Below are 20,900 nucleotides of genomic sequence, written 5' to 3' on the forward strand. Positions count from 1 at the left end.
CGTCGTCGGGGCAGCCCTCAACGCCCCACTTCTACTTCGAAGGCACATGCTCTGTCGCATTCGGCGGAGGCTGCCGTGCGATACGCCGGAGCCACGCGTCGAGCTGGCGGGCAAGCGGCCCATGGAGCAGGACTCCGGCTTCAGCGTGGAAGAGCGCGCCGTGGGACGTGAGGTTGGCACTGCCCAGGTATCCGTGCGCCTTGTCCGCGATGAGGGCCTTGAGATGAAGGCCGATCGTCGGACCCGGCCACGACCAGACCGCGAAGGCGCCGGGGTGCGCGGCGGCCTGCTGGAGCACGCGAACTGCGTCGGCGTTTCCGTATGGTCCCGGGACTTCGGCTACGCGGGTGATGACCAAAACGCTTCCGCCGTTACGCGTCAGTCGTGTGACGTGTGGCGCCAAGGTCCTGCATTGCTTGATATCGAGGTAGGGCGCTGACAGCAGGAGCGTGTGGGTCGCCTGAGCTGCGACGTCGATGAGGGCCGGCGAGGTCTCGCGGGGCCATTCGGTTGGAGGGGTCTGCCGGAGGTGTTCCTGCCAAGCGGAGCGAAGGAAATCAGGGACCGTCAAGACGAGAGTCGTGCTGGTGGTGCGTCGGTCGGCGAACAGCAGGGCGAGAGCCTCGGCCTGGGCGAGTGCTCGTGTCCCATCGGGAAGAAGATGACCTTGTGCTGTTACTCCCGCATGTTGCAGGGCTGCGGCGGCGTGATCGGCGTCCCGCCCGATGTGGCGGCGTAGGGCAACCACGGCCGCGGCTTCGCGACCCGAGCGGAGTGCGTCACCAGCGTCCTGGGCCGCCGCGCTGGGGTCGGCGGCCCGGGACAGCAGTGATGCCAGCGGTGTCAGGGACTCCAGAAGCGAATCCATTGCGCTCCTCTGGCGGTGCCGCTTGGCGTGACCCGCTGTGGCGCTCCAAACAGCACGTTACGCGACAGGGCGCTGTTGAAGCGGGCGCAGCTGATCTCCGACACGTGCAGACAGGCCACGCATGCGGCTTCCCGGTCGCGACAGACGGGGTCGAAGAGGCACCGTGTCTCCGCCTTCAGCTCTGTAAGAGCGTCGGACAGGTCGTAGCGGAACACGTGCTCGAGGCCGCCCAGCGTGAACTGGCTACGGGTGTTTGCGTAGATCAGGAAGCTGCCCGTGAGCGGAAACAGGTACTCAGCGAGGCTGTCAATGTTCAGGCCGCAGCGTGCGGCGAGCGACTTCATCATACGGTGCGCCACCGAGTGCACCAAGGTGAGCGCGGCTGCAGTCGGACCGTGCGACGGCGGCTCGAAGATGTCGGTGACCGGCTCAAGGTTGCTCAGCATCCACCGTTGGGCGTCCCCCTCACTATCGACCATGACCTTCGGCGCGTAACCGTTACTGCTGAGCCAGCGGACGATCTCGACCGGGTCGAGCCGGAACAGAAGACCCTCGGTGTCGCTGCGGATGCCGTACATCGGTATCCGTCCGTCGCCGAGGCTAGGGAAGTAGCGAAAACCGACCGGCTGGGGACCGCGTTTGGTGTCCGTCATGGACCGGCTGCTGCCGCGTGTGAAACCGGCTATGACGTACGCGATCGGCAGGGTGCGAAGCAATGTCACCTCTGCGATGCCGAACTCGGCGTGCAGTCTTCTGTCGAGGTGGTCGATCGCTGGGCGCTGCTCGGCCGCCACAGTGTTACGGAGTTCCCCCAGCGTCAACGCGTCGGCGTCACGGGCGAGCGTGAGCTGGAGGCACTCGTCGCCCGCGACGCGCAATCGGTCGGGATCGAGGTTGAGGTCGTCGACCGCAGCACGCCACGCCGGTCCGGCGTCTGCGCTTCCCCGTGCTTTGTTTAGCAGTTGCTGCACGAGCGGGTCATCGGACTCCAAGCCGAGCTTGGCGGCGGTCTGGCGTACCAGCTGCTCACCGTCGCTGTCTGCGATAAGACCGGCCTCTCGGAGCCCTTTTTTGCCAGGCCGCATGGCCCCAAGCGTCTGGGCGAGTGCGGCCGGTCCGAGGTGGGCCGAGGCGAGCCCAGCATGTTCGCTGCGGGTGGGTGGGTTGAGCACGGTGAGCTGCTGTGGGTAGTGCAGCCCTTGTGCGGTCGACCGACCGAGGATCATGGATCCGTTGCCGCACGAGCGGCACCACAGGGTCGACACACTACGTCCGTCTGGGGCACCACATGTGTTGCAGCGCCACACCCACCGGGCGCCGCGTTCGCGCCAGTTCTGCAGTCGCCAACTGCCCCGGTGGCCCTTCGGGCACGGGGTGCGGGGTGCGCTCAGCTCGGCCATCTCGCCACAGGTATGGGTGTACACCCAGTTGAACTGCATGAGCGCCCGCTTGCAGCGCGGGCAGGTCCCAGACGGACCTGTGGTCTGCCTGAAGTAGTCGCACGTTTCGCATAGAAAGGTGTTGGGGAACCGGGTGGCGGTCAGATCGAGGGCGGTGACGAGCCTGTACTGTCCCCTGTCGATGACCGCGCCGACAGCGGGTGCGTTGGGCAGTCCGTTGAGCGTGAACGGCTCGACGAGGCGTCGTAGCCGCTCGACGAGCCATTCCTCCGGCACGTCGAGGGGACTGGTGGTGCGAGGGTTGCCGCCGATGGCGCCGCCGCGATGCCGGCTGGTGGCCCACGGATAGGGCTGCCCGGGCATGTTGCGGAACAGGGTCTGGATGGGCGACCGCTTGAGCCGGTCGGTGGTCATGGTGAACTCCTCCCGGCTGGGTCAGTAATCGAGGAAAATGTCGATCGGCTCCTCCACGTCGCGCAGCGAGTTCGGCACGCGCGGGTCGAGCAGCTCTGGTGTCTTGCGCTTGTCGCTGCCCTGCACCTGTACGAGCCGCAGGATGTCGTCCACCCACTGCTGGACGGTGCTGCGGTGCAGGTCGTGGTAGGCGCTTCGGGGGGCGAGTCCGAAGCCCTCCTGCAGATTCCGCGTCAGGGTCTCGGGCGTTAGGTAGCCGCTGGTCAACGCGTCGCGGAGCATGTCGCTGTCGCGCAGGGTGCGTCGCCGTTGGCCGCTGGTGAGCCAGCCGCGGTCATAGATCTGTAGCAGCCAGGCCATTAGTCCACCCGGAAGGACACGTTTGAGGACTGGCAGCGACTCCCGGTTGATCGGCACCTTGTGGATCAGCCGGTCCAAATAGGCGACCCAGTACTTGTAGTACCGGTGTGTGGAGACGTCGCGGTCGCGCGTGGGGTTGGCGATGCTGACGACGAGCCCGGGATGGACTCGCCCTACGCGTGCCGAAGCCTGGATCACCTCGCTTGCCTGGGTGGGAGTGCCCATCATGACCATCACGCCGAGCCGGCCGACGTCGAAGCCGTGCCCGATCGCCTTCGTCGCTACGACGGTCTTGATCTGCTCCTCGTCCGGGTAGGCGCGTGGGTTGACGAGCCGGCGCACTGCGCGGCGGATGTAGCCGGGGTCCGCGTCGCCGTTTACCTGCGCCCAGTTACGGTCGGCGTGGAAATCGCGCAACCGTTCCTCGCGCATAAAGCGGCCTAGGTCCTCGTTGCGCAGGGCGTAGGCGAGGAAGACTTCGTACAAGTCGGTGGCCGCTTCTCGGGCCACCTCCAGCGTCCGCGGGTCAGCCGGCAGGTCGGCGAGGCGCAGGTAGTGCCCAGGGTCGCTATGCAGCCGGGCCAACCAGCGCTTGTGGGTGAGGGCCACCTCTATGCTGGCCGTGGTGTAGGCGATGCGGCGCGGCCTGAGGCCTAGGTATCGACGCAGCGGACGATCCTGGCGCGTGTAGGACCAGAAGTTCTCGTTCACGGTGGGTCCGTTGGCGGGAAAGCGCCGGCCTAGGCGCTGGTAGAGGTGCTGCACCTGCTGCTGGTAGCCCTCTAGCGTTGCTGTCGCGCCGACGATACGGAGCGGCGGGTTCTTCGCCGCTTCGTTAATCTTTCCAAGCAAGGTCTCGTACATGCCGTCGAGGGCGCCGAGTTCTTCGTCGAGTAGGTGCATCTCATCGGCGATCTCTAGTCGGAGGCCGCCGAGCCCGGCCCTTGCAGGCAGGCGGTCGCCAGGCCGGGTGTCGCACCCAAATACCGCGCACCATTGCGGGCTCGTGGTTAGCCCATGGGCGGGGCAGCGGCTGGCAGCCCTGCCGAGAAGGGTACCGAACTGGGCCTGCAAGGCGATCTGGGCGAGCTTGTCAACGGTCCCCACAAGCACCGACGGGGTGCGCCGGTAGATGTCGTCGTCGACGACATAGACCGGCAGGTTCCCCAGCGCGGGGCACCCTGGGGCGTCGCAGATGTGGTGCATCGTCCAACTGGTCACGTCGAAGGCAAGCCGCAGCCCTCGCTGCTCGCCGGTGACAGGCCGCGGTTGAAGCTCGTCGAAGGTCGGCGCATGCCCGGTGCTTGTCGCATCGGCGGCGACCCGCACGCTGTGGGCACCGGCTGCGCCGTAGCCAGCACATGTAGGGCAGTAGTCGAGCACGCGGCAGCGTTCAGCTACTTTCGGGTCCTCGGGGTTTTCGAGCGCGTACGGGCTGTTGGCCGCGTAGAACTTGTTCGGGGTGTTGCCGCTGCCTACGTAGTAGCCGACGGAGAACGGTTCGCCGGCCGCGGTGAGCGGATCGGCACGGCGGATCTGCTCGGCGACGGCGATGACCTCACCGAAGCGCTCCGTCTGCTGCAGCGACAGCAGGCGCAGCGGGAACCGCGCCCACACCAGGGTTCCGGCCGTGGTGCCGGTGCGGCGGGCGTAGAAGAGCGTGACGAGCATCAGGCCGAGGTACGCCTCGCTCTTGCCGCCGCCGGTGGCGAACCAGACGATGTCTACGGTGAGGTCGGCAGCTGGGTCCTTGACACCGGGAAGGCAGCCCACGATCCAAGCCACCTGAAACAGGTGCAGGCCGCGGTAGCCTTTGCGCGCCCCGATCACTTGCATCGCGCGCATAGCCTGCCGGAACGCTTCGACGAGCTCCGGGTCGCTCTCGAGCGCCTTCAGTCCGCTGCGGACCCACGCAACTTCCGCCTGGGCTGCTTCGGCATCGCGGTCCGCCTGCTCACGCGCGTCGTCGTTCCACCTCTTGCGGTTGTGCAACTTCGCCAGGTTGGCCGCTGACCAGGCTTGCCGGACCCAGTCGTCTGCGGCGTCAACGATGGCCCTCAGTGCCGGGACGGGGTCGGTGATCAGGGTTTGGAAGGTGGCGTCCAAGACGGTGCCGTCTGGCGCGGTCTGGCGCGGAAAGATGCGCGTGGTCCGCGCGTCGGCGGAGAACCTGGTCGACATCACCACTCGACCCTCGTCGCCGACCCGCTCCAGTTCGGCAGCGGTCGCCTCGCCGAACAGTGGCACGTCGCGGTCGTAGCGGTATGACTTCTCCACTTGTTCGAGTTCGTAGGGCAGCACCGGGCTCGACGTCGTGACGGTCAGCTCCACCTCGTAGAGGTGCGTGTCCAGCCGGTCGGCCGGCCAAAGGACTTTCCCCGCCTTGTCGGCGAACTGGTCCTGACCCGCTGGGGTCGTGTTGACGACTGTGACGGTGATCTCGGCGTGGTCGTGGTGCTGTCGCGCCTCGATCTCGACCTCGGCGTCGTAACAGGGTAGGACCAAGTCCCCTGGGGCGACGAGGCTCGCGTGGAGGTAGGACTGCCAGGTCGCGTCATCGCGGAGGTCCGGGTCGGCGGGTCGGGGTGCCGACCTTCGCGTCGGCGGCCTGAACAGGCCGAGCGGGTGGCTACGGTGGGCGGTCTCGACCGCTCGTCGAAGTGCCGACGACAGTCGGCGGGTACCGCCGCGGGTCAAGCCTTCGCGCACAGTCGTGTGCAGGTGCACTGGGGCCACCACGGTCTTGGTGGTGTAGGTCGTCAGCGGGATGCTCGCGTTGTTGGAGCCTCCTGGCGTCAGCCCGGAGGTCTGGGCGTCGCCGGTCGGCGACAGGTCCTCGATCGGGTCGCGGGCGGCGTTCCGTTGCTCCTCGACGGTAGGTAGGAGCGGCAGGTACAACGCCGCACCGACCGTGATGTCCAAGTCGATAGGTAACGACTTCACCCGAAAGGTGAAGCCTTGCGCGGCCGGGACGCGCTTGTCGGCGAGGAACTGCGGCTTTTCCGCCAACTCGTGCTCGCTGGCGAGCATGCCGAGCCATAAGTTGAATTGCGGCCGTTGAGAAAGCCTGGCGCCTGGCCTCAGGGTGCGGCCGGTCGCATCATCGACGATCTCGTCGGAGAGGGTGCCGAGGATCTTGTCGAGAACCTCGGCGCGCCATGTCTCGTCCCTGGGCGCCGGACCAGGCTGGCTGGCTGCCTGGGTGAGCTTACCGCTACGCGACGAGCTGGACGGAGGCACGTTCGTCACAGGACTCTCCTTGTTCGGTCAAGGCGGAAAGTGGCCTGTCGGCCCTGAGCAGGTCCGGCGGTGCTCGCCTGCTCGTGCGATGTGTGTGGCGGTTCGAGAGCTGTGCGTTTCTCGCCGATCACCGTACGGCACGTGCGGTCCGGTGGCTAGTAACCGGGCTGGCGAGTCGCGTCCCACCGTGGCGAGCCGAATCGCGACACCTCCGACGCGTTCGGGCTGACTGCGGCCACTATCAGATGTTGTCGAACATCGCCCGAAGCGGCTTACCTACCGCCTCGGCCAGTTTGGGCGGGACCGCGTTTCCGATTTGCCAAAACTGTGACGATCGCGTGCCTTTAAAGGTGGTCTTGCGTTTAAACGTCTGCAGGAGGGCGGCCTCCGCGATCGTGATCCGGCGAGCCCCATGCACTCGTCCCGAGCGTGGGGCCCCGCCACTGAGTAGGTATTGGTGGTACTCCGCGAGAATTCCCTCGGTGTCGATCCAGGGCGTGCGATTCCACCCCATGCTTGCGAGGACCGTCGGGGCTGGCGCGGACAGGTTGATCGGACGTCCTCCACCGTTGAACAGTAAGCCGGCGTGCGGGCTCGGTCGCAGGACCGGGTTGCGGGCGTAGGTTACCGGCGAAGGGTTCGGCTCGCCAATGATGGTGTGGGTGCTGAGCACGTCGCCGGCAGTCGGCTGACGGCGGGCGCGGGTCCGGCCTTTGGCGCCGGGCCCATCGAACGAACCCTTGCGGGTGCCGACGACGAACAGGCGCCGACGCCGTTGCGGCACTCCGTACTGCGGTGCGTCAAGCACGTCCCACCACACCCGGTAGCCTAAGCCGATCATCGTCGCGACTAGACCGTCTAGGTGGCCGCGGCGCGGTTCGCTGAGGATTCCAGCGACGTTCTCCATCAGGAACGCCAAGGGTCGTATCTCCGCAACCGCCCGTGCGAAGGTTGGCAATCCGTCACGTTCGTCCTCCGCGCCGAGGCGTTTGCCGCCAACGGACCACGGCTGGCAAGGTGGGCCACCTGCGACGAGTTCGACCTGTCCACGAAACCGCCGAAAGTCGATCTTTTCTGCGTCGCCGTCGAGGATCTCGGTGTGTGGGTGGTGGCCGGCGAAGGTGGCCTGGGCGTCTTCATTGCGCTCGCAAGCAGCGACGATGGAGAAACCTACGGCGGTCAGCCCGAGTGATAAGCCCCCGGCTCCGCTAAAGATGTCCAACGTCGGAACACCTGCGACAGCCTCCGGCACGGCGTCGATCATTCCAGACATCCCCCGGCTACTCCATCGTGGGTGCCCGCGCGTCGCCGAACGCCGATGCGAGGTGCGCTCGCCAGCGTTCGTTCTTCTGCAGGCATCGTGCCCATGGCGCCATGCCTGGCCGCGTGGATCAAGTCGGCCATTGGATGGACTGCTCGTCGGCCGGGCTGACCAGCCACTTGCTCGGCCTGCCCACCGCGACGTTCGCCGAACTCGGTGATGGCGGCGTGGGCCGCCCGGTCGGCGTGTAGGCCGGCCGGTGGTGCGGTAGATCTCGATCAGTCCGTCGACGAGTTCCTCGACGAGGTCGAAGGGCAGTCGCCGGGCGGGCGCTGTGCGGTGGGCGCTCCCGCGGCGGCGAGCTGGTAGCTGCGTTCAGCCCGGCTGCCTTGAGCGCGCCGCGCTCACCTCGCGGTCGCGGTCGGGCAAGTGGCGCGCGAGCCACCTCGAGGCTGCCCCGCTGCGTGAGGCGGCCGACCGGATCGAGTGCTACCGGCGGTTCCGGGACTTGTCCCTCACTCGCCTCGATGCTCGCCTCGCCGCGGTGGAGGCCGCCGGACCGGCGACGGACCGGATGGCCGACGACCCTGGGGGCTCGAATGAACGCCGGAGCTGCGCAGCTCGTCATTTCCCGCGTGTTCGACGCGCCGCGGGAGCTCGTCTACCGGGCCTTCACCGATCCCGATCACCTGGCGGCGTGGTGGGGCCCGACCGGCAACTCACTGCCGCACCACGAGATCGAGTTCGACGTTCGCCCCGGCGTCTATGAACGTTGGACTGAGGTCAACGCGGCCGAACCCGACCTTCGCGTGCACATCCAAGTTGCTCTCACCCGACGTCGCCGATGGCGAGCTGCTCGAAGGCGTCATGCACGTCAGCGGCCGGCTGCAGGAGGGCATTGAGCCGTTCGAGACGAGACTCCGGGTCGAGTTCCACGACGAGGCCGACGGACGGACGCGAATCGAGATCCGCCAGTGTCTCCCGGGACGACTGGCCTACGGATCAGAAGGTCTGAAGTGCGAGTTGGACCTAGCCTTGGGCGTGCTGCACTCATGATTCAGTTACTCAATGATTGACTCGCATTACGAGGCCATTTGGACGCGCAAATTCATTGGCCGAGACGAGCAGACTGGATAGCCAGATGCCTGGTATGGCCCGACCCACCGGCCAGTGAGGCGGATCGCGCCGACACCCGTACATCCAACGTGCCACCGTTCGCACACGCGTCCAGCAAGAGGCGCAATGTGCCGCGCATGGCCAGTCCGTCCGAGCACGGAATGAGCACAAACCACGACGCCACGGACCGCCCAGAATCATGATCTGCTCAAGGAGCGACAGGTCAGAGGCTTGGGCGGGAGAGCCGACGGGGGGACTTGAACCCCCAACCTTCCGATTACAAGTCGGGTGCGCTGCCAGTTGCGCCACGTCGGCCTAGACCCACGATCGTACTTGGTCACATCGCTCCCTCGCGCGGGAGATGCCTCTGGGCGGAAGTGGGCGAAGGCGGGCAAAAGTGGAGCATGACCTTGGCATACGGTCCGTAAGCGCTTAAGGTGAACCCCACTCCGTGTCTGGCATCGTCGCCCGGCTCGGTGAGCTTCTACTCGGATCGTCCGGCACGTTCCTGCCGGTGGAAGGTGGATACCCCATGGCTACGGTCACTTACGCGAAGGCGTCCCGGATTTACCCGGGCACCCCGCGTCCCGCGGTTGACCAGCTCGACCTCCAGATCGGTGACGGCGAGTTCCTCGTGCTCGTCGGGCCCTCCGGCTGTGGCAAGTCGACGTCGCTGCGCATGCTCGCCGGCCTCGAGGACGTCGACGCCGGTGACATTCTCATCAACGACCGCAACGTCACGCACCTGCCGCCCAAGGCGCGCGACATCGCGATGGTGTTCCAGAACTACGCGCTGTACCCGCACATGACGGTGTACGAGAACATGGCGTTCGCGCTCAAGCTGCGCAAGACGCCGAAGCACGAGATCGACCGGCGCGTGAAGGAAGCGGCCGCGATGCTGCAGCTCGAGGACTACCTCGGCCGCAAGCCCAAGGCGCTCTCCGGTGGTCAGCGGCAGCGTGTCGCCATGGGTCGCGCCATCGTGCGTGAGCCGCAGGTCTTCCTCATGGATGAGCCGCTGTCGAACCTCGACGCGAAGCTGCGTGTGCAGACCCGTTCGCAGATCGCCACGCTGCAGGCCAAGCTCGGCATCACCACCGTGTACGTCACGCACGACCAGGTCGAGGCCATGACCATGGGTCACCGCGTGGCCGTTCTGCTGGACGGCGTACTGCAGCAGGTCGACTCGCCGCGCGCGCTGTACGACCGGCCGGCCAACGTCTTCGTCGCGGGCTTCATGGGCTCGCCGGCGATGAACATCAAGACCGTTCCGCTCACCGAGCAGGGCGGCCGCTTCGGCGACGTCATCCTCCCGCTGACCCGCGAGCAGATCGCCGCGGCGCAGCAGGACGGCTCCAACGGCCGCGTCACGGTCGGGTTCCGGCCCGAGGACACGGACCTGGTCGGGCCGAACGACGGTGGCATCCCGATCACGGTCGACCTGGTCGAGGAGCTCGGCTCGGACGCCTACGTGCACGGCACCGTCGCGCTCGAGGGCCAGGACGAGCGCTTCGTGGTCCGTGCCGACCCGCGCCGCACGCCGCGCCTGACCGAGATCGTGTACGTTCGCCCGCACGCGAACACCCACCACGCGTTCAACGCCGCGACCGGCCGCCGGATCTGAGGATCCCGCTAAGTCCGGAAAAATCGGGCGGAAGTTAGCACGCAACGAGGGGGCGGCGCCGAAAGCGCCGCCCCTTTCGCGTCGGCCACGCGAGCGAAAAGGCCGCCGGAAGCGGCAAAGCAGCGAACAAGAAGCCGCCGCGACCGGCACGGCAGCGAAGAAGAAGCCGCCGCGAGAAGCCGCCGCGAGCGGCACGGCACCGGACAAGAGGCCGCCGCGACCGGCTCAGGCCACAGCGCAACAGCGACGAGCGAGGGCCCAAGCGCAAGAGCTGAGAGACAAGAGGCTCAAGCGCAACAGCGGACCAGCAGACAGCGGCCCAGCGGAAACAGCTCAGGCGAACGACCAGACCTGCAGCTTCCCCCCGCCCACACAGGCGATCTTCGAGACGTTCCAGGAGCAGCTCGCCGACGCCACCTTGTTCAGCGTCCCCAGCGCCACCCGCTCCCCAGACGACGACGTAACCCCGGTCAGCGTCACGTTGTCCTCGATCGAGCTAGGCGCCTTCGCGAAGAAGAGCAGGCTCCCGTTGGTGATGCGGACGCCGTACCCCTCCTGATCCTCCGGCTTCAGCAGCTGCCCGCCGTCCTCGCCGAAGAGCCGGCTCGTCTCGCTGCTCCCGCGAGGCGTCGTGGCCAGGATCTCCTTGCCCACCGGAACCAGCCCGGACGTGCCCTTCGCGTCGCCCTGCCACACCTGCTTCTTGTCCGCGATCGAGATCGACCGCAGCACGGTGTCGTCCGACGACGACGAGTCCAGCACGCACAGCCGATCGGAGCCGCACGCGGCCACGTCCACGATGCGGCGCTTGTCGTCCGGCGCGGTGTAGAGCTGCTCGGGCTCCCCCGTCTTCGTGAGGTCATAGGCCTTGATCGTGTACTTCGAGCTGGTCCCGTACACGAAGAGCCGCTGGTCGTACATGGCGTAGCCGGCGGAGCTGTCGGCCGTGTCGTTCCACGAGCGCACGACCTTGCCGCTGCCCGAGTCCCGCAGGTTGATCTTGTCGTCGTCGATGGTGACGAACTGGGTGCGGGACTTCAGCTCGCGGTTCGCCGGGGCGCCCACCAGGTCGGACGGGCCGCGCTCGTCGCCGGCCACGATCGGCCCGAGCACGCTGGTGCCCCTGGCGTTGTCGTCGAGCGTCCACTTGTTGGCGCCGTCCCAGCCGTACGCATTCGTCTTCTTCGCCTTCGTGGAGTGCCAGATCCACACGGAGTCGAGGAAGTACACGGAGTCGCCCGTGGCGAACGGCTGCTTGCCCCGCTCCTTGCCCGAGCTGTTGAGCATGATGAGCACCGGGCTGGTCCCGGAGGTGCCGATCAGGATGATGCCGTTCGGGTTCGGGTAGATCTGCCACCGGTAGTTGTCGTCCGCGAGGTCGTACTGCCAGGCCTTCTTGCGATCGTCGAGGTCGTACGCCACCACGTGCACGTTCTTGTCCAGGGTGTAGAGCGCGTACGTGCGCGAGGCAAGCGTCGCCGTCACCGGGTAGTCGAGCTTGGCGTCGAGGTCCAGCGAGCCGGCGGTCGCGACCGTCTTGAAGTCGATCGAGTTGATCTTGTCGCGGAAGAAGAACCAGTAGGTCCCGGCGCCCACCAGCGCGATCACGACCAGCGCCGCGACCGCCCCGACGAGCAGCCCGGCCCGGCCCCGGCGGCGGGGAGGTGCGGCAGGTGCCGCGGGCGCGGCGGACGGCGGCGCGGAGAAGGGCGCCGGGGGTGCGGAGGACGGCGGCGCCGAGAAGGGTGCCGTGTGCGGGCCGACCGGCGAGATCGGCGCCGTGGGCGGTGCGGAGGGGGGCGCCGATCGCGGAGCGGACACCGGCACCGCCGAGACGGGGATGCTTTCGGTCTGGTAGCCGGTGACCGGTACCAACTCCGCCAAAGCGCCTTCCGCGACGGGCAGTTCGGGCTGCTCCAGTACAGTCGGCGCAATTCCCAACTCGGCGTGCAGCAGCCGCGCGGCCAAGGGCAGGCGCGACGAGCCGCCCACCAGGAACAGGCCGGCGAGCTGGTCGGGGCGCAGGCCGGCGCCGTGCAGGACCTTGCCGGTCTCCCACACGGCGCGGCGGATGAGCGGCTCCGTGACCCGCTCCAGCTCCTCGCGCGTGAGGTGCAGCGCGGCGTCCTGGCCGGGAATCGCGATCGGCGCCACCGTCGCGCGCGAGAGCATCTCCTTGGCCCCGCGGATGTCGTCCCAGAAGAGGCGCCGGTCGCGGCGCTGCGTGGTGGACTGCGGGTTGCGCAGCGCGGCCCACGCGCCCGGCGCGGTCTGGTTGATCACGGCGCCGAGGTGCTCGACGATCGCCGCGTCGACGTCGAGGCCGCCGAGGTCCTCGAGGCCGCCGGAGCCGATGACCGTGAACCGGCCGTTGTCGTTGCGCACGACGGCGATGTCGAGCGTGCCGCCGCCGAAGTCGAACACGGCGAGCGAGGAGCCGACGGCGACGGGGCGGCGCAGGACGTCGGCGAAGTACCGGGCCGCGGCCACGGGCTCGGGCACCAGGCGCACCGGCGGCCAGCCCGCCCGCCGCGCGGCCTCGGCGAGCGTGTCGCGGCGGCGGTTGCCCCAGGCCGCGGGGTACGTCAGGATCGCCGCGGGCAGGAACCCGACGGCCTCGACGGCGGCGCGCGCGACCGCCGCGAGGATCGCCGCCAGCAGGTCGACGGTCGCGAGCTCGCGGTCGCCGAGCAGGACGGTCGGCTCGTCGATGCGCCGCTTCGGGTTGGGCTCGAAGCGCGACGGGTCGAGGCCGGCCATCCGGTACGCGTCCCGGCCCACGTGGATGCGGCCCTGCTCGTCGACGTACACGCCGCTCGGCATGATCGGCGCGCCGTCGACGAGCAGGGGCCGCGTCCGGCCGTCGGGGTGGCGAACCACCGCGACGGTGTTGGACGTGCCGAGGTCGACCCCGATGGCGAAGCCCTGCTGAGGCTGAGTCACCGGCCCATCCTAGGGTCGGGGGTAAAGATCTACATTCGGCGACGACGGCTGACTTCGGCCAACGTAACGGCGGCCGCGACCGATGCGTTCAGCGACTCGACATCGGACACCATGGGGATGCTGACCCGCAGGTCGCAGGTCTGGCCGACGAGTCGCGACATGCCACGGCCCTCGGAGCCCACGACGACGACCATCGGGCCGACCGCGGCCTCCAGCTCGTAGAGCGAGGCCTCACCGTCGGCGTCGAGCCCGGCGACGACGAAGCCCTCCTCCTGGCACTGCTTCAGGGTGCGTGTCAGATTCGTGACTTGGGAGACCTTGACCCGCGCGGCGGCGCCCGCGCTCGTGCGCCAGGCGGTCGCGGTGATCGCGGCCGAGCGGCGCTCGGTGAGGAAGACGCCGTCGGCCCCGAACGCGGCCGCGGAGCGGATGATCGCGCCGAGGTTGCGCGGGTCGGTGATCCCGTCGAGCGCGATGAGCAGCGGTGCGGCGGACTCGAGCGAGGCGGCCAGCAGGTCGTGGAACGGCTCGTAGGCGAACGGGGGGACCTGCAGGCCGAGGCCCTGGTGCAGGACCCCGCCGGTCATGCGGTCGAGCTCGTTGCGCGTGATCTCGAGGATCGCGATGCCCCGCTCGGCCGAGGTGCGCACGGCCTCCTTGACGCGCTCGTCCATGTCGATGCCGAGCGCGACGTAGAGCGCCGTGGCCGGCACGTGCGTGCGCAGCGCCTCGACGACGGGGTTGCGCCCGACGAGCAGCTCCGGGCCGTCCTTGGGCGTGGCCGACTTCCGGCCCGGCGAGACCCTGGTCTTCGCGATGGGCGAGGATCGCTTGGCGCCGAACGGGCCCTTGCCGGCGGTCCGCTTCGTCCCCGGCTGCCCGATCTTGGGCGCGCGCCCCTCGGCCGCGGCCGCCCGGCGCTCGTTGTCCTGCTTGCGGGCGGTCTTCTGCGGCAGCGGCTCGTCGCCGGAGTAGCCCTTGTGCCACGGGCGCTCGTCCGCGGGCAGGGTGCGGCCACGCCCGGCGAGGGACTGCCGGTTCTTGCCGCCGGACCCCTTGACGGCGCCCTTCTTCGATACGACCCGCTTGCCGCGGCGTTCGGAGTTTCCTGGCATCAGTTTCTCAGTGCTCCAACGTCCATCGTGGACCGGCCGCGGTGTCCTCCACCACGACGCCGGCGGTCTTGAGCTGGTCGCGGACCGCGTCGGCGGCGGCCCAGTCCTTGCGTGTGCGAGCCGCGGCGCGCTGCTCCAGGGCGAGCGCGACGAGCGAGTCGACGACCTTGGTCAGGTCGCCGGCGTCGGTCGAGCGCCACTGCGGGTGCAGCGGATCCACCCCGAGAACGTCAAGCATCGCTCGTACTTCCCGCAGCGCCCGCTCGACCTGAGGCCGATCGGCGGCGTTGAGGGCGGCGTTGGCGTCGCGCACCGCGTCGTGCACGACCGCGAGCGCCCGCGAGGTGTTGAGGTCGTCGTCCATGGCCTCGGCGAACGCGCTCGGCACGGTGCCGAGCTCGCCCTCGCCGACCTGCTCGGCGGCGCGCAGCACGAAGTTCTCGAGCCGGCGATACCCCAGCGCCGACTCCGCGAGCGACTCCGGCGTGTATTCGATGACCGAGCGGTAATGGGGGCCGAGGAGGTAGTAGCGCACCTCCACAGGACGTACACCCGAATCCACCAGCGACTCGAGGGACACGACGTTGCCGACGGACTTGGCCATCTTGGTGTTGCCCAGGTTCAGCAGCGCGTGGTGCACCCAGTAGCGCGCGAACCCGTGCCCGGCCGCCTTGGACTGCGCGATCTCGTTCTCGTGGTGCGGGAACTGCAGGTCGAGCCCGCCGCCGTGAATGTCGAACTCGGTGCCGAGGTATCGCCAGCACATCGCCGAGCACTCGATGTGCCACCCGGGCCGCCCGGGCCCCCACGGCGACGGCCAGTTGGCGTCGGTGGGCTCGTCGGCCTTGATGCCCTTCCACAGCGCGAAGTCGAGCGGGTCGCGCTTGGCCCGCACCGGCCCGTCCTGCGCCGCCTCCATCGCGTCCGGCCGCTGCCCCGACAGCGCTCCGTAGGCGGGGTAGGAGCGCACGTCGAAGTACACGTCGCCGCTGCCGTCGACCGCCTCGTACGCGTGCCCGTCCGCGATCAGCTGCTTGATCAGCTCGTGCATCTCGGGGATGTGCCCGGTCGCCCGCGGCTCGTAGGTCGGCGGCAGCACCCCGAGGCGCTGGTAGGTCGCGGACAGGAGGCGCTCGTTGGCATACGCGATGGCCCAGAAGGGCTTGCCCGCCTCAATCGCCTTGACCAGGATCTTGTCGTCGACGTCGGTGATGTTGCGGATGAACGTCACGTCGTAGCCGGACGCGAGGAACCATCGACGCAGGACGTCATAGTTGACGCCGGAGCGCAGGTGGCCGATGTGCGGCCCACCCTGCACCGTGAGCCCACACAGGTAGATGCCGACCTGCCCGGGCGTCAACGGGACGAAGTCCCGGACCGATCGGCTGGCGGTGTCGTACAGGCGTAGGGTCACACGTCCAAGGGTAACCGCCGATACTGATCATCCTTGCGTCCGCCGTCGGCCTTATACCCTGAGCCCCGTGGCTACCGAGACGGCGCAGACCCTGGATCGGGGACTGCGTCTCCTCCACCTCGTCGCCGACACCCCCGCCGGCCTGACCATGACCGAGGCCGCGACGGCCCTGGGCGTGGGCCGCGCGGTGGTGTACCGCCTGGCCGCCACCCTCACCGAGCACGGCATGATCCGCCGCGACCGCTCCGGCCGCCTGCGCCTCGGCGCCGGCCTGCTGCACCTCGCCCGCCGCGCCCAGCCGCTGGTCGCCGACGCGGCGCTGCCCGCCCTGCGCCGCCTCGCCGAGACCGTGGGCGCCACCGCCCACCTCACGATCGCCGACGGCGGGGAGGCCTACGCGCTGGCCGTGGTCGAGCCGAGCTGGACCCAGTTCCACGTGGCGTATCGCACCGGGTCGCGTCACCCCCTGGAGCAGGGCGCCGCGGGCAAGGCGATCCTGGCGGGCCGCCGCGGCGACTACAACCCGGTGACGACAACGGGCGAACTGCAACCGGGCGCCCACGGCGTCGCGGCGGCCGTCCCGCGCGTGGAGGGCCTCGACGCGAGCGTCGGCGTGGTGGCGCTCACCGAGCTGGATCCGGCTACGGTACCGGCTGAGGTGGCCAACGCCGCCGCCGCGATCGCGAGGGCCTTGTCCTGACAACCGGCGGGGCGGGTCGCGCGTCTCCGTTGCCATGGGTGTTGTGCTGGCGTGGTCGGCGATCGCGCTGCCGTGGCTCGGGCTGGGCGTGCCGGCGCTGTTCGGGATCGCGGTCTGGCGGCGGTCGCTCTCGGCGTACGTGGCCGTGCTGGTGTGTGCCTCGGGCTGGCTCGCGGCCTTCGGCGGATCGCTCCTGCCGGCCTCGGCCGCGCCCGGCGATCTCGTCGTCGTGCAGCACAACTTCAGCGACGAGAACCGGGATCCGGCCGGGACGATCGCGACGCTCATGGCGGTGCGGCCGGACCTGATCGGGCTCGAGGAGGTCACCGTCGACCTCGAGGTGCCGCTCCCGCATCACGTGGTCTTCGGGACCGTCGGGCTCTGGTCGCGGTACCCGATCTCGAGCGCCGCGCCCGTGGACATCAAGCCGCACGGGCTGGACGCGGACTGGCGGCGCGGGCTGCGGGCGGTCGTGCGGGGCGTGGTCGTCTACGTGGTACACCTGCCGTCCGTGCGCTTGGACACCGCATGGCGCGACGACAGCGCGGCTCAGCTCGGGCGGTGGCTGGCCGGTGAGCGGGGGCCGGTCGTGCTCATGGGCGATCTCAACGGCGTCGTCGAGGATCGCGGGCTCCGGCCGATCACGGCACGCATGTCCACCGCGCGGGGCGGGTTCGCGTGGAGCTTCCCGGCCGCGTTTCCCGTCGGGCGTATCGATCAGGTCATGGTGCGCGGCGGGGAGGTGTCCGGGGTCTGGACGCTCGCCCGGACCGGGAGCGACCACCTTCCTGTTGCCGCGCGCGTCACAGTGGGCGGTGCAGGCGCTCCCGCGTCCGCTCGCTGAGCATGCCGGCCGCCGCCTTCCCATTGCCGCGCGCGTCACAGTAGACGCTGCAGGCGCTCCCGCGTCCGCTCGCTGAGCATGCCGGCCGCGTGCGCCACCCTCGGCCGAGAGCCAGTCGCTGATGTCGATCCGTGCGAGGTCCCCCACGATCTCGCGATTGCGCTGGTTGCGGCGGAATCCGCGCTGGGCCAGCACGCGATCCCGGCGGTTCCACCGTTGCGCGCGTTCGGGATTCGGCCCGATGGCCAGATCGAGCCGCGCCCGCCAGCCGTGCAAAGATCCGCCGCAGCTGCCGCAGTGGCAGGCATGCCTGCGCCCGTTCGGGCAACTGTCATTGTGACGACCGGTAGCCACGCTGCATCACCGACTCTTCACTCACGAACACTCAGCGTCACACGCCTGTCACCCCAGTCCATAGGCATGAGGAGATGCATGCTTTGGGTTCGTACGTGTGTTCGAAAAGGAGTAGGGTTGAGGGGTCGGTTCGGACCGTCGCGGGAGGTTTTCGCCAGTGCTGTTCAACCCGGTCGCGAACTTGGGCGGCGCCCATGACCTGCGCATCATCGCCGGCGACGCCGCGGTGGGGCAGGCCTTCTGCGACCCGCTGACCTTCGGCGGGCCGCGCTTCGACGCCCGGGTGCGGGAGCTGCTCCGGCTGGTCTGGCCGAGCACGCCGACTCAGGCACGGCTCATGTGGGGCGGCCGGATCGCGGCTCGGGCGCGGCAGCATCCGGTGGACGAGTTCGTGGCGGAGGCGGTGGCCGACGTGATGGGCGTGCCGGCCGCGGTGCTGCGCGCCATCGAGTCCCAGTGGCGCGCCGCGGCCTTGTCCACGACCTTGCCCACCGCCGCGCCGGCGGCTTCGGGCCCTGCTTCGACTTCGTTTTCGGCTTCGGCTCCGGGTTCGGGTTCGGCGTCCGCTCCGGGTTCGGGTTTTGCTCCGGGTTCGGGTTTTGCGCCGGGTTCGGTCTCCGCTTCGACTTCCGGTTCTGCTCCGGGGCATGCGCTGGCCACGTTGCCGATGGAGTTGCTGCGCGCCGCGGTGGCTCGGGCGGTTCGCGATCGGGGTGTGGGGCGGCCGGAGACGGTGCTGGACGAGCTGCTGTTCTGGCGCGGGCTCGGGCCGGAGCGGGTCTCGCTGGACGATGTCGCGGAGCTGGTCACCGCGCTGACCGCCGCGCTGTGGGACGCCGCCTCGATGCTGCTGCCGGCGCTGCTCGACGCGGCGCTCACGCATCCGGCCGCCGACCGCGCCTCGCTGGTGGAGCGGGTGCTGAGCGACGGGCCGGGAGTGATCGGTTGGCTGCGGGAGAGCACCCAGGCGGTACTGCTGGACGGTGATCTGATCCCCGCCGGCGAGCGGTGTCTGTTGCTGGTCGAGGCGATCGAGCCGGCCGGTCGCCGGGCGCGGGAACCGTTGCGGACGCTGCGATGGCTGGCACCTGAGTCGCCCTCGGGCGCCGGCGCGACCTTCGCGCGGCTGGTGGGCAACGCGCTGCCGGTGCTGCCGACGGAGTTGCCAGGGGTGCCGCCGCTGGAGGAATTACGGACCGCACCACCGCGGCGGCTGCAACTGCTCCTCCAGGCGGCGGATCAGAGCGGGACGACGTCGGCGTCGGCCAAGGCGAGCGGCCGATTCCAGACGAGGAGGTCGCGGAGGGTCTGACCACGCCCGCCCAGCCGCGCCGGGTCCGACCGCGACCGCCCGGCTGGGTCCGCGCCCGCCCAGCCGCGCCGGACCTGACCGCGCCCGCCCGACAGGCCTGGGTCCGCGCCCGCCCAACCGGGCCGGGCCGGGCCGGGCCTGCGCGCGCCCGCCCGAAGGGCCGGGTCCGACCGCGACTGCCCGCCTAGGTCCGCGCCCACCCAAACGGGCCGGGCCTGACCGCGCCCGCCCGACAGGGCCGGGTCCAACCACGCCCGCCCGCCTGGGTCCGCGCCCACCCAGCCGCGCCGGGAGCCGCGCTCGCGCACCCACGAGGTCGAGCCCGATCGGACCACGGCCACCGGTCAGGCCGCGATCGAAGCCCGCACAACGCCGTCGCGGACGGAAACGATCGAGCCGGACCCGACCGCAACCACCGGCCACGCGAAGACCTGCGCTCACACAAACGCGATCGCCAAAATGAGAGCCGTCGGACGTGTCGGTCAGATCGTGGCGCCGGTCCAGGCCAGGCGGTCGCGGAGGGTCTGGCCCCGCGCGTCGCGGGCGTGGCGGTCCATGCCCGACTCCACCGCGGCCCGCAGCGCCCACACGTCGCCGTGCTGGGCCAGCAGCATCACCTCGTCGCGGAGGCGGCGCATCGCCCGCGGCATGCGTATCCGTCCGTCCCGCCAGCCGTCCAGGGCGGCCAGGCAACCGGTACGCCCCCCGCCCAGGGCGATCAACGCCCGCTCCCGCCGAATCTCCTCCTCGGTGTGCGGGATGACGATCCGGCCGTCGCGCATCTGGATCGTGTGCGTGGCGGTGCCGCACCGGACCCGGATGTCGGTGGGTAGGCGCACCGGCGGGGGCGGGTGCGGGCCCGGCAGGCCGGGGAACAGGGTCTCGAACGTCACCGGGTGCAGGTCGCCCGGGCCGAGCTCGCCGCGCAGCAGGGCCGTGAGCTCGGGTGGGCGGCGGGCCAGGGCCAGGGGCATCGACGGGACCCGCGACAGCTCCACGCCGAACTCCTCGAGCTCGGCGCCAGCCGCGGGGGTGCCGTTGAGCAGCCACGCTCGGGGGCCGCCGGCCTCCAGCACCAGGCGGCGGCCCCGCAGGTCGATGCGGACGAGGCCGGTCGCGTCCGCCACGCGCCGGGTCGCCTCGGGCAGGAACGCGAAGGCCGGGCGGAGCCAGGCCAGCGATTGATCGACGGCTCGCGCGCGGCGGGCCGGGTCGGTCCACGCGGCCGGGTCGGTGCGGTCGCGGCCCCAGCGGTCGTCGAACAGCAGGACGCGCAGGTCGAAGCCGGCGGCCGCCCAGGCCTCGGCGTGCCGGCCCGACTCGTCCAGCAGCAGCGGGCGGGAGGCCAGAAAGCCGGGGCCGCCGCAGCGGGTCAGCAGCTCGCCGGTGCGGCGGGCGTCCCACCGGTCGCGCAGCTCGAAGAAGCGGAGGTCGGTGCGCGAGAGGCGGTCGAGGGCCTCGACGCTCAGGGTGACGCGCTGCGGCTGCTGTGCCGAGGGGGTGCGGGCGACCAGGACGTAGTCGTCGGGCAGCGCGGTCAGCGGGTAGCACATGTCGGGAACGAGCACGCCGGTGTCCGGGCGGCGCGGGAGGTGCCAGCGCAGGAGGTCCGGGATCACGTGGCGCAGCTCCGCCTCGACCGTCTTGGCGAACCGGGGCCCGTAGTGCCGGTGGAGATCCGTCGGGGCGACCGTGACGTAGGCGGCCTCGAACGCGCCGAGCCAGTCGCCGGCGAAACGGCACTCGGTGGCGCGCTCGATCATGCCTGGCGGGGCCACGGACGGGTGCATTCGCCGAACGTACGGCATCTGCGGCACCCCCTCGACGCCGCAGATGCCCGGACAAAAAACGGCCAAATTCGGCGAATACCCCGTCGGGCGATAAGTCCGTCTAGTCGACGACCCAAAACGCCGGTTGTACGAAGATTTGGGGGCC

13 protein-coding genes, 1 tRNA gene and 1 pseudogene are annotated in these 20,900 nt (G+C 69.8%); 6 read left to right on the forward strand and 9 right to left on the reverse strand.

Annotation, left to right across the window (positions count from 1 at the left end; all coding sequences use genetic code 11):
• Nucleotides 1-31 precede the first annotated feature (31 nt).
• From AC6JBM_RS42320 to AC6JBM_RS42335, 4 genes are all read right to left on the reverse strand, one after another.
• Nucleotides 32-868, reverse strand: coding sequence for a phospholipase D-like domain-containing protein (locus AC6JBM_RS42320; protein WP_497979403.1), 837 nt, complete (start codon nt 866-868; stop codon nt 32-34).
• Nucleotides 844-2,682 carry a DUF8724 domain-containing protein gene (locus AC6JBM_RS42325; protein WP_497979404.1) on the reverse strand — a complete coding sequence of 613 codons (1,839 nt, stop codon included), beginning with the start codon at nt 2,680-2,682 and terminating at the stop codon, nt 844-846. Before AC6JBM_RS42325 ends, AC6JBM_RS42320 begins: the two co-directional genes overlap by 25 nt.
• A gap of 21 nt (nt 2,683-2,703) precedes the next feature.
• Nucleotides 2,704-6,291, reverse strand: a complete 3,588-nt coding sequence (locus tag AC6JBM_RS42330) for a helicase-related protein (RefSeq protein ID WP_497979405.1) — start codon at nt 6,289-6,291, stop codon at nt 2,704-2,706.
• Between the two features lie 232 nt (nt 6,292-6,523).
• Nucleotides 6,524-7,546 (reverse strand): DNA cytosine methyltransferase, encoded by a 1,023-nt coding sequence (locus AC6JBM_RS42335; RefSeq protein ID WP_497979406.1) that lies wholly within the window; start codon nt 7,544-7,546, stop codon nt 6,524-6,526.
• A 122-nt stretch (nt 7,547-7,668) separates the two neighbouring features.
• On the opposite strand from AC6JBM_RS42335, the gene AC6JBM_RS42340 reads away from it, so the two are divergent.
• Both AC6JBM_RS42340 and AC6JBM_RS42345 read left to right on the forward strand, forming a co-directional pair.
• Complete coding sequence (locus AC6JBM_RS42340) at nt 7,669-7,794, forward strand: hypothetical protein (protein ID WP_497979407.1); 126 nt, start codon at nt 7,669-7,671, stop codon at nt 7,792-7,794.
• Between the two features lie 348 nt (nt 7,795-8,142).
• Nucleotides 8,143-8,265: pseudogene (locus AC6JBM_RS42345) on the forward strand (SRPBCC domain-containing protein); the annotation flags it as partial.
• Nucleotides 8,266-8,901: 636 nt separating this feature from the next.
• On the opposite strand, the gene AC6JBM_RS42350 reads toward AC6JBM_RS42345, so the two are convergent.
• Nucleotides 8,902-8,974, reverse strand: a tRNA-Thr gene (locus AC6JBM_RS42350).
• A gap of 217 nt (nt 8,975-9,191) precedes the next feature.
• On the opposite strand from AC6JBM_RS42350, the gene AC6JBM_RS42355 reads away from it, so the two are divergent.
• Nucleotides 9,192-10,283, forward strand: a complete 1,092-nt coding sequence (locus AC6JBM_RS42355) for an ABC transporter ATP-binding protein (protein WP_433082351.1) — start codon at nt 9,192-9,194, stop codon at nt 10,281-10,283.
• Between the two features lie 333 nt (nt 10,284-10,616).
• Here AC6JBM_RS42355 and AC6JBM_RS42360 read toward each other — a convergent pair whose 3' ends face one another.
• From AC6JBM_RS42360 to cysS, 3 genes are read right to left on the reverse strand one after another with little or no spacing between them, the layout of a single operon-like run.
• Nucleotides 10,617-13,226, reverse strand: coding sequence for an Hsp70 family protein (locus AC6JBM_RS42360; protein WP_497979408.1), 2,610 nt, complete (start codon nt 13,224-13,226; stop codon nt 10,617-10,619).
• Nucleotides 13,227-13,255: 29 nt separating this feature from the next.
• Nucleotides 13,256-14,341, reverse strand: a complete 1,086-nt coding sequence (gene rlmB, locus AC6JBM_RS42365) for a 23S rRNA (guanosine(2251)-2'-O)-methyltransferase RlmB (protein ID WP_497979409.1) — start codon at nt 14,339-14,341, stop codon at nt 13,256-13,258.
• A 7-nt stretch (nt 14,342-14,348) separates the two neighbouring features.
• Nucleotides 14,349-15,755 (reverse strand): cysteine--tRNA ligase, encoded by a 1,407-nt coding sequence (gene cysS, locus AC6JBM_RS42370; RefSeq protein WP_497979410.1) that lies wholly within the window; start codon nt 15,753-15,755, stop codon nt 14,349-14,351.
• Nucleotides 15,756-15,822: 67 nt separating this feature from the next.
• On the opposite strand from cysS, the gene AC6JBM_RS42375 reads away from it, so the two are divergent.
• The 3 genes from AC6JBM_RS42375 (at nt 15,823) to AC6JBM_RS42385 (ending at nt 18,965) form a co-directional block, all read left to right on the forward strand.
• Nucleotides 15,823-16,455 (forward strand): IclR family transcriptional regulator, encoded by a 633-nt coding sequence (locus tag AC6JBM_RS42375; protein WP_497979411.1) that lies wholly within the window; start codon nt 15,823-15,825, stop codon nt 16,453-16,455.
• Nucleotides 16,456-16,498: 43 nt separating this feature from the next.
• Entirely contained in the window at nt 16,499-17,299 is an 801-nt protein-coding gene (locus AC6JBM_RS42380; RefSeq protein WP_497979412.1) for an endonuclease/exonuclease/phosphatase family protein, read from the forward strand.
• A gap of 511 nt (nt 17,300-17,810) precedes the next feature.
• Complete coding sequence (locus AC6JBM_RS42385; RefSeq protein WP_497979413.1) at nt 17,811-18,965, forward strand: hypothetical protein; 1,155 nt, start codon at nt 17,811-17,813, stop codon at nt 18,963-18,965.
• A 482-nt stretch (nt 18,966-19,447) separates the two neighbouring features.
• On the opposite strand, the gene AC6JBM_RS42390 is transcribed toward AC6JBM_RS42385, so the two are convergent.
• Entirely contained in the window at nt 19,448-20,755 is a 1,308-nt protein-coding gene (locus AC6JBM_RS42390; RefSeq protein ID WP_497979414.1) for a hypothetical protein, read from the reverse strand.
• Nucleotides 20,756-20,900: the final 145 nt, after the last annotated feature.

It is taken from the genome of Dactylosporangium thailandense (assembly GCF_059739745.1).

Bases quoted from the DNA above. Each gene is read 5' to 3' on its own strand.
- AC6JBM_RS42320 (WP_497979403.1), bottom strand. From the start codon at position 868: ATGGATTCGCTTCTGGAGTCCCTGACACCGCTGGCATCACTGCTGTCC.
- AC6JBM_RS42325 (WP_497979404.1), bottom strand. From the start codon at position 2,682: ATGACCACCGACCGGCTCAAGCGGTCGCCCATCCAGACCCTGTTCCGC.
- AC6JBM_RS42335 (WP_497979406.1), bottom strand. From the start codon at position 7,546: ATGATCGACGCCGTGCCGGAGGCTGTCGCAGGTGTTCCGACGTTGGAC.
- AC6JBM_RS42355 (WP_433082351.1), top strand. From the start codon at position 9,192: ATGGCTACGGTCACTTACGCGAAGGCGTCCCGGATTTACCCGGGCACC.
- rlmB (WP_497979409.1), bottom strand. From the start codon at position 14,341: ATGCCAGGAAACTCCGAACGCCGCGGCAAGCGGGTCGTATCGAAGAAG.
- AC6JBM_RS42390 (WP_497979414.1), bottom strand. From the start codon at position 20,755: ATGCACCCGTCCGTGGCCCCGCCAGGCATGATCGAGCGCGCCACCGAG.